Below are 17,098 nucleotides of genomic sequence, written 5' to 3'. Positions count from 1 at the left end.
TGTGATCCACACCACTCTCTGGAAAAACACAGTCCCCCGTGGCGAGGGAGCTTGCTCCCGCTGGGGCGCGAAGCGCCCCCCTGGATCTGCCAGACACACCGAGTTGCCAGAGTGTGATTGGGGCTGCTGCGCAGCCCAGCGGGAGCAAGCTCCCTCGCCACGGGGTTCTGTGTACACCGGTGAATCGCTATCGCGAGCAAGCTCCCACAGACGATTTGTGTTGTTCAACCTGTGATCCACACCACTCTCTGGAAGAACACAGCCCCCCGGTGGCGAGGGAGCTTGCTCCCGCTGGGGCGCGAAGCGCCCCCCCTGGATCTGCCAGACACACCGAGTTGCCAGAGTGATTGGGGCTGCTGCGCAGCCCAGCAGGAGCAAGCTCCCTCGCCACGGGGTTTCGTGTGCATCGGTGGATTGGCTTCAAATCGCGCCCAATAAAAAACCCGCTATCAGCGGGTTTTTCATTTCAGCGGGCCGGGAATCAGAAGTCCTCGAGCCGCCAGATTTCATACGCCGGTGTCTCGTAGGGATGGCTCTGTTTCAGCGCTTGCACCGCCCCACGAATCAGCTCATCGGCGACGACAAGCTCCACTTTCCACTCCTCGACCTGTTCGACCTGCCCCGCCTCGCCAATGAATGGCTGGCTGCCGTCCAATGGGCGAAACTGGCCAAGGCCGAGCACTTGCCAGGCGCAGTGGTCGTAGTCGCCGATTCGCCCGCCACCAGCAGCGAATACGGCGTTTTTGACCACGTCCAGGTGGCTGGCCGGGACGAAGAAGCAGAGCTTGTACACCGTCTTAGTTCACCCAGACGCGCGCGTTGCGGAACATGCGCATCCATGGCGCGTCCTCGTTCCAGTCGTCCGAACGCCACGAGTTCTGCACCGCGCGGAACACTCGCTCCGGGTGCGGCATCATGATCGTGACGCGGCCGTCGCGGCTGGTCAGGCCAGTGATCCCGCGCGGCGAGCCGTTCGGGTTGGCCGGGTAGTTTTCAGTGACCTTGCCGTGGTTGTCGACGAAACGCAGCGACACGCAACCGGACAGGTCGGCTTCGAGCAAGGCTTCCTCGCTTTCGAATTCCGCATGGCCTTCGCCGTGGGCGATGGCGATCGGCATGCGCGAACCGGCCATGCCCTGCAGGAAGATCGAATTCGACTCCTGGACCTGGACCATTGCCACGCGGGCTTCGAACTGCTCGGAACGGTTACGCACGAAGTGCGGCCAGAACTCGCTGCCCGGGATCAGCTCGTGCAGGTTGGACATCATCTGGCAACCGTTGCACACACCGAGGGTGAAGCTGTCGGTACGTTCGAAGAAACCCTGGAACGCATCGCGAGCGCGGCTGTTGAACAGGGCCGACTTGGCCCAGCCTTCACCGGCACCCAATACGTCGCCGTAGGAGAAGCCGCCACAGGCGACCATGCCCTTGAAGTCGTTCAGGTCGACACGGCCAGCCAGGATGTCGCTCATGTGCACGTCGATCGCGTTGAAGCCGGCGCGGTCGAACGCTGCCGCCATTTCCACTTGGCCGTTGACGCCCTGCTCGCGCAGGACCGCCACTTGTGGGCGAATGCCTTTCTTGATGTACGGCGCGGCCACGTCGTGGTTGACGTCGTAGCTGAGCTTGGCGCTCAGGCCCGGGTTGTCTTCTTCCAGCAGCGCGTCGAACTCTTGCTCGGCGCAGTCGGCGTTGTCACGCAGGCGCTGGATCTGGTAGCTGGTTTCGGCCCACTGGCGCTGCAACAGGCGGCGCTGGCCTTCGAAGACGGTGTCGCCGTTGAAGGTGATGTTGATGTGGGCGTTGTTGATCGGCTGGCCGATCACCGAGACGCAATCGGCCAGGCCGGCCGCGCTGAACTGGGCGAGGATGTCCGGGGTGGCGTCCTGGCGCACCTGGATCACCGCACCCAGTTCTTCGTTGAACAGGATGGCCGGGATCTCGGCGGCGGATTCGGCGACGCTGTCCAGGGTCAGGTTCAAGCCGCAGTGGCCGGCAAAGGCCATTTCCACCACGGTGGTCAGCAAGCCGCCATCGGAACGGTCATGGTAGGCCAGCAAATGACCGTCGGCGTTGAGGCCCTGGATCACAGCGAAGAAGGCTTTCAGGTCTTCGGCATCATCGACATCCGGCGCTTGCGAGCCAAGCTTGCCGTGCACCTGGGCCAGGATCGAGGCGCCCATGCGGTTCTGGCCACGGCCCAGGTCGATCAGGATCAGGTCGGTGGTGCCCTTGTCCATGCGCAATTGCGGGGTCAGGGTCTGGCGGATATCGGTAACCGGTGCGAAACCGGTCACGATCAGCGACAGCGGCGAGGTCACGCTCTTGTCCACGCCTTCGTCGTTCCAGCGCGTGGCCATGGACATGGAGTCCTTGCCCACCGGAATGGTGATGCCCAGCTCCGGGCACAGCTCCATGCCGACGGCCTTGACGGTGTCGTACAAGCGGGCGTCTTCACCCGGGTGGCCGGCGGCGGACATCCAGTTGGCCGACAGCTTGATGTCGGAAATCTTGCCGATGCGCGAGGCCGCGATGTTGGTCAGGGTCTCGCCAATCGCCATGCGGCCCGACGCCGGGGCGTCCAGCAGCGCCAGCGGCGTGCGTTCGCCCATGGCCATGGCTTCGCCGGTGTAGACGTCGAAGCTGGTAGCGGTCACGGCCACGTCAGCCACCGGCACCTGCCACGGGCCAACCATCTGGTCACGGGCCACGAGGCCGGTGATGGTGCGGTCGCCGATGGTGATCAGGAAACTTTTGCTGGCCACGGCCGGGTGGTGCAGGACGCGCTCGATGGATTCGGCAACGTCGAGGGTGGACGGATCGAAATCGTCGCCCAGCTCGGCTTCGCGAACGGCCGAACGGTGCATGCGTGGGGCCTTGCCCAGCAGCACTTCCAGCGGCATGTCCACCGGGCTGTTGCCGAAGTGACTGTCGGTGACAGTCAGTTGCGGCTCGGCGGTGGCTTCGCCGACCACGGCGAACGGGCAGCGCTCACGTTCACAGATGGCCTTGAAACGATCGAAATCGGCCGGGCCGACCGCCAGGACGTAACGCTCCTGGGATTCGTTGCTCCAGATTTCGTGCGGGGCCATGCCCGGCTCGTCGTTCGGAATGTTGCGCAGTTCGAAGCGGCCACCACGGCCACCGTCGTTGACCAGTTCCGGGAAGGCGTTGGACAGGCCGCCCGCGCCGACGTCGTGGATAAAGCTGATGGGGTTGTGCTCGCCCAACTGCCAGCAACGATCGATGACTTCCTGGCAACGGCGTTCCATTTCCGGGTTTTCCCGCTGGACCGAAGCGAAGTCCAGGTCCGCCGAGCTGGTGCCGGTGGCCATGGAGGAAGCGGCGCCGCCGCCCAGGCCGATCAGCATGGCCGGGCCACCGAGGACGATCAGCTTGGAACCAACCAGGATCTCGCCTTTCTGCACGTGGTCGGCGCGGATGTTGCCCATGCCGCCGGCGAGCATGATCGGCTTGTGGTAACCGCGAACTTCTTCGCCACGAGGCGTGGTGATGGACTGTTCGAAGGTACGGAAGTAACCGGTCAGGGCCGGACGGCCGAATTCGTTGTTGAACGCCGCGCCACCCAGGGGGCCTTCGATCATGATGTCCAGGGCGTTGACGATGCGCTCAGGCTTGCCGTAGGGCTTTTCCCACGGCTGTTCGAAGCCCGGGATCTGCAGGTTCGACACAGTGAAACCGGTCAGGCCAGCCTTGGGCTTGGCACCGCGCCCGGTGGCGCCTTCGTCGCGGATCTCGCCACCGGAACCGGTGGACGCGCCGGGAAACGGGGCAATCGCGGTCGGGTGGTTGTGGGTCTCGACCTTCATGAGAATGTGCACCGGCTCCTGGACCGCACCGTACTGGCGGGTCTCAGGGTTCGGGTAGAAACGACCAGCGACGTTGCCGACGATGACCGCGGCGTTGTCCTTGTAGGCCGAGAGCACACCTTCGTTGTGCATCTGGTAGGTGTTCTTGATCATGCCGAACAGGCTTTTTTCCTGGCTCTGGCCGTCAATGTCCCAACTGGCGTTGAAGATCTTGTGGCGGCAGTGCTCGGAGTTGGCCTGGGCGAACATCATCAGTTCGATGTCGTGCGGGTTGCGCTTCAAGCCCTGGAAGGCGCTGACCAGGTAATCGATCTCGTCTTCGGCCAGGGCCAGGCCCAGTTCGGCGTTGGCTTTTTCCAGCGCGGCGCGACCACCGCCGAGCACGTCGATGGCGGTCAGCGGCTTGGGTTCGGCATGGCTGAACAGGCCGGACGCCTGCTCCAGGTTACTCAGTACGACCTGGGTCATGCGGTCATGCAGGCCGTCGGCGATCAGCTGGGCTTGGGCCTCGCTGAATTCACCCGCCACATAAAAGGCAATGCCGCGCTCCAGGCGCTGGATCTTCGCCAGACCGCAGTTGCGGGCGATGTCGCTGGCCTTGCTCGACCATGGCGAAATGGTGCCGAACCGTGGCAGCACCAGGAACAGACGACCGGTCGGTTCCTGGACGGGAACACTGGGACCGTACTTCAGAAGGCGCGCGAGCACCTGCTGTTCGTCGCCGGTCAACCCGCCGGTGACTTCGGCGAAGTGAGCGAATTCAGCATACAAGCCGCTGACAGCCGGAACCTTCTGGCTCAGTTGCTCAAGGAGTTTGCTGTGGCGAAAGGCAGAAAGGGCAGGAGCGCCGCGCAGGATCAACATCTTCGGGACAGCCTCGGGAAGGGGGTGTGCTTTGAGGCCGTGCATTCTAGCCTAAACCGTTGGCAACGGCACCCGAAACGGCACGCGGGGTACTGGCCGAATGTCGGTCTTTGCCCGAACGGCTTTATCGGAGCGCCATTTCGAGGCTCGCCCAGAGATATTTTTCAGCGAGCCGAGGGCCGGTGCCCCCCGGCCGGCCTGAGTTGCGGACATGTTTTGCAACCGCTAGCAGACTGGCCTTTTGCTGTCGAGATATGGCGGCAGGGGCCGTTTGCGTATACTGCGCAGATGTTTTCCCCAACGGCTTTGCGTCCGCGATATGCCAAGTGGCTGATCGCTACCGGACTCTTCCTGGTGCTCAGTGGTTGTGTTGAGAAACCCAACACACTGGAGCGCGTAAAGGAGGATGGCGTGCTGCGGGTGGTTACCCGAAACAGCCCTGCCACCTACTTTGAGGATCGCAACGGTGAAACCGGCTTCGAATACGAGCTGGTGAAGCGTTTCGCCGATGATTTGGGGGTGGAGCTGAAGATCGAGACCGCCGACAACCTCGACGATCTGTTCAACCAGGTCGGCAAGCCCAACGGCCCGGTACTGGCGGCCGCCGGCCTGGTCAGCAGCGAACAGCGCAAGAAACAGGTGCGGTTTTCCCACCCATACCTGGAAGTCACCCCGCAGATCATCTACCGCAACGGCCAGTCACGCCCCACCGACGCGGCGGCCCTGGCCGGCAAGAAGATCATGGTGCTCAAGGGCAGTTCCCACGCCGAGCAGCTGGCACAGCTGAAACAGCAATATCCGGGGATCGAATACGAAGAATCCGACGCCGTTGAAGTGGTCGACCTGCTGCGCATGGTCGATGAAGGCCAGATCGACCTGACCCTGGTGGATTCCAACGAAGTAGCGATGAACCAGGTGTACTTCCCCAACGTTCGCGTCGCCTTCGACCTTGGTGACGCCCGCAGCCAGAGCTGGGCGGTGGCGCCTGGCGAAGACAACAGCCTGCTCAACGAAATCAACAGCTACCTGGACAAGGTGCAGAAGAACGGCACGCTGCAACGCCTCAAGGATCGTTATTACGGGCATGTCGATGTCCTCGGCTACATGGGCGCTACCACCTTCGCCCAGCATCTGCAGCAACGGCTGCCCAAATACGAGCAACACTTCAAGGCCTACGCCAAGCAAGAGAAAGTCGATTGGCGCCTGCTGGCGGCCATCGGTTACCAGGAATCGCTGTGGCAACCGGCGGTCACTTCCAAGACCGGCGTGCGCGGCCTGATGATGCTGACCCAGAACACGGCCCAGGCGATGGGCGTGTCCAACCGCCTGGATCCGAAGCAGAGCATCATGGGTGGTGCCAAGTACCTGGCCTACATGAAGGACCAACTGGACGAGAGCATCGAGGAGCCGGACCGCACCTGGTTCGCCCTCGCCGCCTATAACGTGGGCAGCGGCCACTTGGATGACGCACGCAAGCTGGCGGCCAAGGAAGGGTTGAACCCGAACAAATGGCTGGATGTTAAAAAGATCCTGCCACGCCTGTCCCAGAAACAGTGGTACAGCAAGACCCGCTACGGCTACGCCCGGGGCGGCGAGCCGGTGCATTTCGTGGCGAACATCCGCCGCTACTACGACATCCTGACCTGGGTCACACAGCCACAGCTCGAAGGCAACCAAGTGGCCGAGGGCAACTTGCATGTGCCAGGTGTGGACAAGAGCAAGCCAAACCAGGAAAGCCCGCAGCTCTGACAGCCGTGCACCATCCTGATGCTGTGATGATCCCGTGGCGAGGGAGCTTGCTCCCGCTGGGGCGCGAAGCGGCCCTAATAACTCCCTGACAACCCGGTGTGTCTGACAAATCCACGGGGCTGCTGCGCAGCCCAGCGGGAGCAAGCTCCCTCGCCACAATGAATCAGGCAAGCCTTAATTGAGCAGCCACATTGGGTCTTGTGGCTGCGGTCAGGACTTCGCGGCAGCCAGGATCAGCGCTTTCATTTCCGACACAGCCGACTTGAACCCGACAAACAACGCATGGGCCACCAGCGCGTGGCCGATGTTCAGTTCGTTGATGCCTTTGATCGCCGCGACGGCTTCGACGTTGTGGTAGTGCAGGCCATGGCCGGCGTTGACGATCAGACCTTGGGCCAGGCCGAAGCTGACCCCATCAGCGACTCGTTGCAGCTCGTCGGCCACATCGGTGGGCGTGTCGGCATCGGCATAACGACCGGTATGCAATTCGATGGCCGGGGCGCCGACGCGCTTGGCCGCTTCGATCTGCCGCTCATCGGCATCGATGAACAGCGACACTTCAGCGCCGAGCTTCGCCAGCCGTTCCACCGCCAAGCTGATCCGCGACTCTTGCCCCGCCACATCCAGGCCGCCTTCGGTGGTCAGCTCCTGGCGCGTCTCCGGCACCAGGCAGATGTGCGCCGGACGGATGCGCTCGGCGAACGCCATCATTTCTTCGGTTACGCCCATTTCAAAGTTCATGCGGGTTTGCAGCACGTCCTTGAGCAGCAGCACGTCGCGCTCCTGGATATGGCGGCGGTCTTCACGCAGGTGCACGGTGATGCCGTCGGCGCCCGCCTCTTCGGCGTCCAGTGCGGCCTTGACCGGGTCCGGGTAGCGCGTACCGCGGGCCTGGCGCAGCGTGGCGACATGGTCGATGTTCACGCCGAGAAGAATGCGATTGCTGGTGCTCACGAAAAGGCTCCTGAATAAGCAAATAGTCGGCCCACAGCATACGGGTTGATCAGGGCTTGCGAAACAGCTCGCGACTGACCAGCGGCTTGCCGCCCAGGTGAACCGCCAGGGCTTGGCGCATCAGGCGCTTGGCCGCCGACAGCGCGCCCGGCGCAGTCCAGTCTGCCTCGGCCATGGCCAGCAGCTCTGCGCCGTTGAACAGCCCGGGTTGCAACAGGTAGACCTGCTCCAGGCCGGCATCCACTTGCAAGCGGTACAGGCCGTCGACGGCGATGGGCTCGCCGTGCAGGTCCGTGTCGAGGGCGAAGCCATAACCCAAGTCATCCAGCAGCCGCCATTCGAACGAGCGCAGCAGCGGCTCCAGTGGACGGCCTTCGGCCAGGGCCAGCAATGTGGCGGCGTAATGATCGAAGACCGCAGGATGGGGGTCCTCGGCGGGCAGCAGGCGGATCAGCAGTTCATTGAGGTATAAACCACTGAAAAGTGCCTCGCCATTGAGCCACGCTGCAACGCCGTTGCTTTCCATGCGACCGACGTTCTTCAGCTCACCCCGCCCGCGAAACTCCACTTCCAGCGGCACGAACGGCCGCGCCAGCGTCCCGGCCTTGCCCCGCGCCGCCCGCAACACCGCCCGCAGCCGCCCTTGGGGCGTGAGGAAATCCACCAAGGCACTGCTTTCGCGGTAGGCGCGGCTGTGGAGGACGTAGGCGGATTGGGCGAGGGGTTGGGTTGGGGGCATGGGAATGAAGTCTCGCTGACGGAGCACAATTTGATAAACGACCCAAAACCAATGTGGGAGCGGGCTTGCTCGCGAATGCGGTGTGTCAGTTAACAATGATGCCAACTGACAGGACGCATTCGCGAGCAAGCCCGCTCCCACAAGGTCCGTGGTGTACCGCCGGACGGATTACAGGTCGCCGTAACCCAGCGAACGCAGCGCCCGCTCATCATCGGACCAGCCGCCCTTCACCTTGACCCACAGGTTGAGCATGATCTTGGAGTCGAACAGCAGCTCCATGTCCTTGCGCGCCTCGGTGCCGATGCGCTTGATGCGCTCGCCCTTGTCGCCAATGATGATTTTCTTCTGGCCGTCACGCTCGACGAGAATCAACGCATGGATATGCAGGGTCTTGCCCTGTTGCTTGAACTCTTCGATCTCGACGGTGATCTGGTACGGCAGCTCGGCGCCCATCTGGCGCATGATTTTCTCGCGCACCAGTTCAGCGGCGAGGAAACGGCTGCTGCGGTCGGTGATCTGGTCTTCGGGGAAGAAGTGATCATTTTCCGGCAAGTGTTCGGCAATCACCCGCTCCAGCGCGTCGAGGTTATGACCGTGCTGGGCAGAAATCGGGATGATCTGGGCGTTCGGCAACTGCTCCTGCAACCAACTCAGGTGCGGCATCAGCTCAGCCTTGTCTTCGATACGATCGGTCTTGTTCAGCGCCACGATCAACGGGCCCGTCACGTACTGGACGCGCTCGAGGACCATCTGGTCTTCGTCGGTCCACTTGGTGCGATCGACCACGAAGATCACTACGTCGACGTCTTTCAACGCCGCCGAAGCAGTCTTGTTCATGTAGCGGTTCAGGGCCTTTTCGCCACCCTTGTGCATGCCCGGGGTGTCGACGTAGATCGCCTGGACATCGCCTTCGGTCTTGATACCCAGCATGTTGTGTCGAGTGGTCTGGGGCTTGCGCGAGGTAATCGCCAGCTTCTGCCCGAGGATGTGGTTCAGCAATGTGGACTTGCCCACGTTCGGCCGGCCAACGATGGCGACGTAGCCGCAACGGGTCACAGTTGTATCAGTCATTGCCATTCTCCACGCCCAGGGCAATCAGTGCTGCGGCGGCCGCTACCTGTTCGGCAATACGACGACTCACACCCTGACCCCGGCTTTTTTCATTCAGTAAGACAACTTCGCATTCGACGAAGAAGGTTCGGCAATGCGGCTCACCCTGGATATCCACGACTTCGTAGCGCGGTAGTTCGCAACTGCGCGATTGCAGGAACTCCTGCAAACGGGTCTTCGGATCCTTGTTGGTGTCCACCAGCGTCAGGCTGTCGATCTCGGAGGTCAGCCAGGCCAGCACGCGTTCGCGCGCCATTTCCATGCCGGCGTCCAGGTAGATCGCACCAATCAACGCTTCCAGGGCATCGGCCAGGATCGACTCGCGACGGAAACCGCCACTTTTCAACTCGCCGGAGCCCAGGCGCAGGTAATCGCCCAGGTCAAAACCACGGGCCAGTACGGCCAGGGTCTCACCTTTCACCAATCGTGCGCGCAAACGCGACAACTGGCCTTCGCGAGCCAACGGGAAGCGCTCGAACAGCGCCTCGCCGGCCACAAAGTTGAGGATGGCATCACCGAGGAATTCCAGGCGCTCGTTGTTGCGCCCGGCAAAACTGCGGTGAGTGAGGGCCAGGAGCATCAGCTCCTGATCCTTGAAGGTGTAGCCGAGCTGACGCTCGAGACGGCTAAGAGAAACGCTCACGGTTTACCCACGCTGAGTTCGTGGCTGGATTCCACCGCCACGGCGCCGAGGCACCGTTGGCTTGGGACAATTAACGCTGTGTTCAAAAATAACGTCCTGACTATCGTTGGCTTCATGCCTTCGGGCGCCTTGTGCAGGCTCCAGAAATGCATTCGGCGCTGTGTTCAACAGCGCCGTGTGTGATTACTTGATCAGGCCAACCCGCGAGAAATTCGGCAGGTGACTGAGTTTGGGTTCCGGCCAGCTCATCCAGACTGCAAAGGCCTTGCCGACGATGTTCCGGTCGGGGACCATGCCCAGCAGGTTCTTGGGAATGTTCGGATCATCCCAGTAACGGCTGTCGTTGGAGTTGTCGCGGTTGTCGCCCATCATGAAATAGTGCCCCGCCGGCACGGTCCACGTATGGTCCGGAGTAGCGCGGTAACGGCTCATTTCCTTGCGGATCAGGTGTTCGGCCTCGCCGAGTTTTTCCCGGTAGAGCTCGGCACTGCCCAGCGTGCCCGGCTCGGAGCCGAGCAATTGCTCGGCCACCGATTCGCCATTGACGAACAGGCGCTTGTCGGCGGTGTAGCGGATTGTGTCGCCCGGCAGGCCGACCACGCGCTTGATGTAGTTGACGTTCGGGTCGCTCGGGAAGCGGAACACCATCACATCGCCGCGTTGCGGGTCACCCACCTCGATGACCTTCTTGTCGATCACTGGCAGGCGAATGCCGTAGGAGAACTTGTTCACCAGGATGAAATCGCCCACGTCCAGGGTCGGCTTCATCGAGCCGGACGGGATCTGGAACGGTTCCACCAGGAACGAGCGCAGCACCAGCACGATGAACAGCACCGGAAAGAACGACTTGCCGTATTCGACCAGCAGCGGTTCCTTGCTGAGCTTTTCGACCACCACGCCATCAGGCTGGCTGACGCTGCCCTGATAAGAGGCGATGGCCGCCCGACGCCGGGGCGCCAGGAACAACAGATCAAGCAACGCCAACAGACCGCAGACAAACACGGCGATAACCAGCAACAGCGGGAAATTTAGCGACATAGGACCTAACTATCCAACCTGAGCACCGCAAGGAAGGCTTCCTGTGGAATTTCCACGTTGCCGACCTGCTTCATGCGTTTTTTACCGGCCTTCTGCTTTTCCAACAGCTTGCGCTTACGGCTGACGTCGCCACCGTAGCATTTGGCCAATACGTTCTTTCTGAGCGCCTTGACGGTTGTACGCGCCACAATCTGCCCACCAATGGCGGCCTGGATTGCCACGTCGAACATCTGCCGCGGAATCAGTTCTTTCATCTTCTCGGTCAACGCACGACCTTTGTAGTGCGCGTTGTCCCGGTGCACGATCAATGCCAGGGCATCGACTTTCTCGCCGTTGATCAGCACATCCAGTTTCACCAGATTAGCCGATTGGTAGCGATCGAAATGATAGTCCAGCGAAGCATAGCCGCGACTGGTGGATTTCAGGCGGTCGAAGAAGTCCAGCACCACTTCGTTCATCGGCAGGTCGTAGGTCACCTGGACCTGCGAGCCGAGGAACAACATGTCGTGCTGCACGCCGCGCTTTTCAATGCACAGGGTAATGACGTTGCCCAGGTGCTCCTGAGGCACAAGGATGTTCGCCCGCACGATCGGCTCGCGCATGTCTTCGATGGCCGACAGGTCCGGCAGCTTGGACGGGTTGTCGACGTAGATGGTTTCGCCGTTCTTGAGCAGCAGCTCGAAGATTACGGTTGGCGCCGTGGTGATCAGGTCCAGGTCGTACTCGCGCTCCAGGCGCTCCTGGATGATTTCCATGTGCAGCATGCCCAGGAACCCGCAACGGAAGCCGAAGCCCAGGGCGTCGGAGCTTTCCGGGGTGTACTGCAGGGACGAGTCGTTCAGGGTCAGCTTTTGCAGGGCTTCGCGGAAATCCTCGAAGTCGTCGGAGCTGACCGGGAACAGGCCGGCATAGACCTGTGGCTGGATACGTTTGAAACCGGGTAGCACATCGACGTCGGGGGTGGTGCTCAAGGTCAGGGTATCGCCGACCGGCGCCCCGTGGATGTCCTTGATACCGGCGATGATGAAGCCCACTTCACCGGCCTTCAGGTCAACGGTGGCGGTGTGCTTGGGGTTGAATACACCGACGCTGTCCACCAGGTGGATCTTGCCGGTGGACTTGACCAGGATCTTGTCGCCCTTCTTCACGCGGCCATGGCGCACGCGAACCAGGGAAACCACGCCCAGGTAGTTGTCGAACCAGGAATCGATGATCAACGCTTGCAGCGGATCTTCGATATTGCCGGTTGGCGCGGGGATGGTGGTCACCAGGCGCTCGAGCACTTCATCCACGCCCAGGCCGGTCTTGGCGCTGCACGTGACCGCGTCGGTGGCGTCGATGCCGATGATTTTCTCGATTTCTTCCTTCACCCGGTCCGGATCGGCCTGGGGCAGGTCGATCTTGTTCAGCACCGGCATGACTTCCAGGCCCTGCTCGATGGCCGTGTAGCAGTTGGCAACCGATTGGGCTTCGACACCCTGGCCGGCATCGACCACCAGCAACGCACCTTCACAGGCCGCCAGCGACCGGCTGACTTCATAGGTGAAGTCGACGTGGCCCGGGGTATCGATGAAGTTCAGCTGATAGGTAACGCCGTCGCGAGCCTTGTAATAGAGGGTAACGCTGTGGGCCTTGATGGTGATCCCGCGCTCACGCTCGAGGTCCATGGAATCCAGGACCTGGGCTTCCATTTCACGCTCGGCCAGGCCGCCGCACATCTGGATGAAGCGATCGGCCAGCGTCGACTTGCCATGGTCAATGTGGGCGATGATGGAGAAATTGCGGATATGACTCAAATCACTCACGGATCAACACTCAAAAAGGCTGCAGGCATGGCCCGCCGAAAAATAGCCGGGAATTGTACCTGATAGACCGCGCAAGCGTCACGTTCGCCTGTCGATGAGCTCTTGTGGCGAGGGAGCTTGCTCCCGCTGGGCTGCGAAGCGGCCCTCGATTTATCCGCCACGGCTATAGGTCAGGCAGGGTGTAGGGGACTGCTGCGCAGTCCAGCGGGAGCAAGCTCCCTCGCCACAAGAGCCCGCTCACCACAAGAAATCCGGGTCAACCCGCCCGACGCAGCAGCCAGAGCCCGGCCAACGCGCAGATACCGGCAGGGACCAGCACTGCAAACAGCGGCGAGAAACCGAACACCAGGCTCGAAGGACCCAGCAGGTCCTGGGCAATACGGAACGTGAAGCCCACCAGCACGCCAGTAAACACCCGTTGCCCCAGGGTCACCGAGCGCAGCGGGCCGAAGATGAAGGAAATCGCCATCAATACCAGGGCGGCGGTGACCAGCGGTTGCAACACCTTGACCCAAAAAGCCAGCCAGTAGCGGCCATTGTTCAGGCCCTGGTCCGCCAGGTAATGGATATAGCCCCACAAACCGGTAATCGACAGGGATTCCGGCGCCATCACCACGGTGCTGAGCAATTGCGGGCTGATCGACACGTCCCAGCGCTCTTGCGGGGCAGCGACCACCTCGGTGCGCTTGTCATGGAAGAGCGTGGTGGTGACATCGGTCAATTGCCAGTGATCCTCGGCAAAATTGGCGCGTTTGGCAAAGCTCGACGAGAGCATGTGCCGCTGGTCGTCGAAACGATACCGGGTCACGCCATAGAGCACGCCGTTGGGCTGGACCGAGTTGATGTGGATGAACTCGTCACCCTGGCGGTGCCACAGGCCATGCTTGGCGCTTTGCGCATCGCCACCGCCCTGGGCCAGGGAACGGTTGGCCTGCGCGGTGTTCTCGGTCGCCGGGGCGATGTACTCGCCGATCAGCAGGCCCACCAGCATCAGCACCAGCATCGGCTTCATCACCGCCCAGACGATCCGACCGATGGACACGCCAGCGGCGCGCATGATGGTCAGCTCACTGTTGCTGGCCAGGCTGCCCAGGCCGATCAGGCAACCGATCAGTGCCGCCATCGGCAACATGTCGTAGAGACGGCGCGGCGCGGTCAACAGCACGTAGCTCGCGACATCCATCAAGGTGTAAGTGTCGCTGACGTCGCTCATTTCATCGATGAACGCGAACAGGGTCGCCAGGCCAAGAATGATCCCCAGTACCGCGAGGATCGCGATGAACACGCTGCTGCCGATGTAGCGATCGAGCTTAACCACGGGCCACCTCCAGCGCGCTGCGGCGACTGGCCAGTTTCAGGCGCAGCGGTTCCCAATAGAGCAACCCCAGGCCGATGGCGAGGAAAATGCCATGCACCCACCACAGGCCCAGCGTCGGCGGGATCTTGCCTTTTTCCAGGGCACTGCGGGCGGAAATCAGGATGGTCAGGTAAGCCATATAAAGAAGAATTGCCGGCAGCAGCTTGAGGAAACGGCCCTGGCGGGGGTTGACCCGCGACAGGGGGACCGCCATGAGGGTCACGATGAACACCAGCAGCGGCAGCGACAGGCGCCATTGCAGCTCGGTGCGCGCACGGATGTCATTGCTGCCCAACAGGCTGGCGGTGGGCATCGCATCGCGGTCGGTCACTTCTTCACTGACTTCTGGCTTGGGCAACAGCACGCCATAGGTGTCGTACTGGATCGCCCGGTAATCGGCCTGCCCCGGCTTGCCGTCGTAGCGGTAGCCATTTTTCAGGATCAGGTAGCGGTTGCCGTCGGGGCTGATTTCCTGCTTGCCCTTCTCGGCCACCAGCACGGAAATGCCGCGATCCTTCTTGGGGTCCGAGGACAAGTTCTTTTGCGTAATGAAGACACCGCCCAGGTTGACGCGGTCTTCCGACAGCTGCTCGGTGTAGGTCACGCGGGTACCGTCGCGCAAGGCCTGGAAGCGCCCTGGCACCAAGGTATCGAATTCGGTCATGGCGTCCTGCTGGTTGATCAGCAGTTGGAACTGGTTCGCACCCTGGGGCGAAAGGCTCAGGCTCAGCCAGGCCACCATCAGCGCGACCAGCGTGGCCGGGAACAGCGTGATACGGAACAGGCGCTGCTGGCTCATGCCAGTGGCCGACAGCACGGTCATTTCGCTGTCCAGGTACAAACGGCCGTAAGCCAGCAGGATACCGAGGAACAACCCCAGCGGCAGGATCAGTTGCAGGAAGCCCGGCAGGCGGAACCCCATGATCAGGAACAGGGAGCCAGGATCCAGGGCACCGGACGCCGCCTGGGCGAGGTACTTGATGAAGCGTCCGCTCATGATGATGACCAGCAGCACGGCGCTGACGGCGCTCAGGGTCAGCAGGACTTCGCGGGATAGATAACGAAAGACGATCAAACCAGACACTCCAGGATTGTCAGGCTAAGGCGGCCAAACAAGCATACATATCGAGCCGGGCCGCCAAGGCGAACCGCCGAAAAAAGAGGCGCATTATCCTGTGATTGGAGGCGCCTGTCACTTCGCACGCTCTAAGCCGGTGATTAAAGCCACAAGTTAGCGCTACGGGTGGCTTGTCAGGCTTGGTCGGCGAGGTTCAAACTGCGGCCTTTGTCGCCGGCGCGACCGTGACCGTTTCACTCAGGACTTGTGGCGAGGGAGCTTGCTCCCGCTCGGTTGCGCAGCAACCGCAAAGAAGCGGGGTTTGCTGCGCAGCCCAGCGGGAGCAAGCTCCCTCGCCACAAGTCGGCGCCTGGCATCTTGACCATTCACTCAGGGATCCGGACATGGAACTGGTTGTAAAAAGCGTCAGCCCAGAAACGTTGAAAACCGCCACACTGGTCGTTGCCGTCGGTGAAAACCGCAAGCTCGGCGTCGTCGCCACCCAACTCGATGCCCTGAGCGGCGGCGCCATCAGTGCCGTGCTCAAGCGTGGCGACCTGGCCGGCAAAGTGGGCCAGAGCCTGCTGCTGCATAACCTGTCCAACCTCAAGGCCGAACGTGTTTTGCTGGTGGGCGTGGGCAAGGACGCTGAATTGGGCGACCGCCCGTTCCGCAAGATCATTGCCGGCGTGCTGGGTACGCTGAAGGGCCTGGGCGGTGGCGATGCCGTCCTGGCACTGGACGAATTGATCGTCAAGGGTCGCGACAGCTACGGCAAGAACCGCCTGCTGGCCGAAACCCTGCTGGACGGCGAATACCAGTTCGATCGCTTCAAGAGCCAGAAAGCCGAACCCCGCGCACTGAAAAAAGTCACTTTGCTGACCATCAAGGCCGCCCAGGCTGAAGTCCAGCGCGCCGTGACCCACGCCGCCGCGATTGCCAGCGGCATGGCATTCACCCGTGACCTGGGCAACCTGCCGCCGAACATCTGCCACCCGACGTTCCTGGGTGAACAGGCCAAGGCCTTGGGCAAAGCATTCAAGGGCCTGAAAGTCGAAGTCTTCGACGAGAAGAAGATCAAGGACCTGGGCATGGGTTCGTTCTACGCCGTCGGCCAGGGCAGCGCCCAACCGCCGCGCCTGATCGTCATGCAATACAACGGCGGCAAAAAGTCCGAGAAGCCATACGCGCTGGTTGGCAAGGGCATCACCTTCGACACCGGCGGCATCAGCCTCAAGCCGGGCGCCGGCATGGATGAAATGAAGTACGACATGGGTGGCGCCGCCAGCGTGTTCGGCACCCTGCGGGCCGTGCTCGAACTGCAATTGCCGATCAACCTGGTGTGCATCCTGGCCTGTGCCGAGAACATGCCAAGTGGTACCGCCTCGCGTCCAGGTGACATCGTCACCACCATGAGCGGCCAGACGGTGGAAATCCTCAACACCGACGCCGAAGGTCGCCTGGTACTGTGCGACGCCCTCACCTACTCCGAGCGCTTCAAGCCGCAAGCGGTGATCGACATCGCGACCCTGACCGGCGCCTGCGTCGTCGCCCTCGGCGCTCACACCTCGGGCCTGCTGGGCAACAACGACGAGCTGATCGGCCAATTGCTCAGCGCCGGCCAGCAAGCCGACGACCGCGCCTGGCAGTTGCCGTTGTTCGATGAGTACCAGGAACAACTGGACAGCCCGTTCGCCGACATCGCCAACATCGGCGGCCCGAAAGCCGGGACCATCACGGCGGCGTGCTTCCTGTCGCGCTTCACCAAGAACCTGAACTGGGCGCACCTGGACATCGCCGGCACGGCCTGGACCAGCGGCGGCAAGGACAAGGGTGCCACCGGCCGTCCGGTCCCCCTGCTGACCCAGTACCTGCTGGACCGCGCCAAGGCCTGACCCCAATGACCGTCGCTGGCGTCGCCCATGGGCGGCATCAGCGATGGCTCAGGAACC

At 62.1% G+C, this 17,098-nt stretch carries 12 protein-coding genes; 2 read left to right on the top strand and 10 right to left on the bottom strand.

Annotated features, from left to right (window positions below):
* Positions 1–481 precede the first annotated feature (481 nt).
* Together AD663_RS04805 and purL are read right to left on the bottom strand one after the other, a co-directional pair.
* Positions 482–793: a YqfO family protein gene (locus AD663_RS04805; protein ID WP_003178385.1), complete on the bottom strand. Its 312-nt coding sequence runs from the start codon at positions 791–793 to the stop codon at positions 482–484.
* A 4-nt stretch (positions 794–797) separates the two neighbouring features.
* On the bottom strand, positions 798–4,694 hold the full coding sequence (gene purL, locus AD663_RS04800) for a phosphoribosylformylglycinamidine synthase (protein WP_053213355.1): 3,897 nt from the start codon (positions 4,692–4,694) through the stop codon (positions 798–800).
* 288 nt (positions 4,695–4,982) lie between these two features.
* On the opposite strand from purL, the gene mltF reads away from it, so the two are divergent.
* Positions 4,983–6,443: a membrane-bound lytic murein transglycosylase MltF gene (mltF, locus tag AD663_RS04795; protein WP_003178381.1), complete on the top strand. Its 1,461-nt coding sequence runs from the start codon at positions 4,983–4,985 to the stop codon at positions 6,441–6,443.
* A gap of 210 nt (positions 6,444–6,653) precedes the next feature.
* Here the strand turns inward: mltF and pdxJ are convergent, their stop codons facing one another.
* From pdxJ to lptF, 8 genes are all read right to left on the bottom strand, one after another.
* Positions 6,654–7,397 (bottom strand): pyridoxine 5'-phosphate synthase, encoded by a 744-nt coding sequence (gene pdxJ / locus AD663_RS04790; protein ID WP_003178379.1) that lies wholly within the window; start codon positions 7,395–7,397, stop codon positions 6,654–6,656.
* A gap of 49 nt (positions 7,398–7,446) precedes the next feature.
* Complete coding sequence (recO, locus tag AD663_RS04785; protein WP_003178376.1) at positions 7,447–8,136, bottom strand: DNA repair protein RecO; 690 nt, start codon at positions 8,134–8,136, stop codon at positions 7,447–7,449.
* Between the two features lie 168 nt (positions 8,137–8,304).
* Positions 8,305–9,207, bottom strand: a complete 903-nt coding sequence (era, locus tag AD663_RS04780; protein WP_003178374.1) for a GTPase Era — start codon at positions 9,205–9,207, stop codon at positions 8,305–8,307.
* Complete coding sequence (gene rnc / locus AD663_RS04775) at positions 9,200–9,889, bottom strand: ribonuclease III (RefSeq protein WP_003178372.1); 690 nt, start codon at positions 9,887–9,889, stop codon at positions 9,200–9,202. The genes era and rnc overlap by 8 nt, the downstream gene beginning before the upstream one ends.
* A gap of 183 nt (positions 9,890–10,072) precedes the next feature.
* Positions 10,073–10,927: a signal peptidase I gene (gene lepB, locus AD663_RS04770; protein WP_003178369.1), complete on the bottom strand. Its 855-nt coding sequence runs from the start codon at positions 10,925–10,927 to the stop codon at positions 10,073–10,075.
* Positions 10,928–10,932: 5 nt separating this feature from the next.
* Positions 10,933–12,732, bottom strand: coding sequence for a translation elongation factor 4 (lepA, locus tag AD663_RS04765; RefSeq protein ID WP_003178366.1), 1,800 nt, complete (start codon positions 12,730–12,732; stop codon positions 10,933–10,935).
* 256 nt (positions 12,733–12,988) lie between these two features.
* Positions 12,989–14,050 carry an LPS export ABC transporter permease LptG gene (gene lptG, locus AD663_RS04760; protein ID WP_003178365.1) on the bottom strand — a complete coding sequence of 354 codons (1,062 nt, stop codon included), beginning with the start codon at positions 14,048–14,050 and terminating at the stop codon, positions 12,989–12,991.
* A complete protein-coding gene (lptF, locus tag AD663_RS04755) occupies positions 14,043–15,164 on the bottom strand; it encodes an LPS export ABC transporter permease LptF (RefSeq protein WP_003178362.1) in 1,122 nt (373 codons plus the stop codon). Before lptF ends, lptG begins: the two co-directional genes overlap by 8 nt.
* Before the next feature lie 386 nt (positions 15,165–15,550).
* Between lptF and AD663_RS04750 the strand changes: the two genes are divergently transcribed.
* Positions 15,551–17,041, top strand: a complete 1,491-nt coding sequence (locus tag AD663_RS04750; protein WP_003178361.1) for a leucyl aminopeptidase — start codon at positions 15,551–15,553, stop codon at positions 17,039–17,041.
* Positions 17,042–17,098: the final 57 nt, after the last annotated feature.

The sequence above is a fragment of the Pseudomonas sp. Q12-87 genome, from assembly GCF_001269755.1.
GTDB classification, from domain to species: Bacteria; Pseudomonadota; Gammaproteobacteria; order Pseudomonadales; family Pseudomonadaceae; genus Aquipseudomonas; species Aquipseudomonas fluorescens_S.
The sequence above is the reverse complement of the archived record's forward strand: the minus strand, read 5'-3'. Positions and strand labels throughout refer to the sequence as shown.

Excerpts from the sequence above, each read along its gene's own strand:
- purL (WP_053213355.1), bottom strand. The coding sequence starts at position 4,694 with ATGTTGATCCTGCGCGGCGCTCCTGCCCTTTCTGCCTTTCGCCACAGC.
- AD663_RS04750 (WP_003178361.1), top strand. The coding sequence starts at position 15,551 with ATGGAACTGGTTGTAAAAAGCGTCAGCCCAGAAACGTTGAAAACCGCC.
- mltF (WP_003178381.1), top strand. The coding sequence starts at position 4,983 with ATGTTTTCCCCAACGGCTTTGCGTCCGCGATATGCCAAGTGGCTGATC.
- era (WP_003178374.1), bottom strand. The coding sequence starts at position 9,207 with ATGACTGATACAACTGTGACCCGTTGCGGCTACGTCGCCATCGTTGGC.
- lepB (WP_003178369.1), bottom strand. The coding sequence starts at position 10,927 with ATGTCGCTAAATTTCCCGCTGTTGCTGGTTATCGCCGTGTTTGTCTGC.
- recO (WP_003178376.1), bottom strand. The coding sequence starts at position 8,136 with ATGCCCCCAACCCAACCCCTCGCCCAATCCGCCTACGTCCTCCACAGC.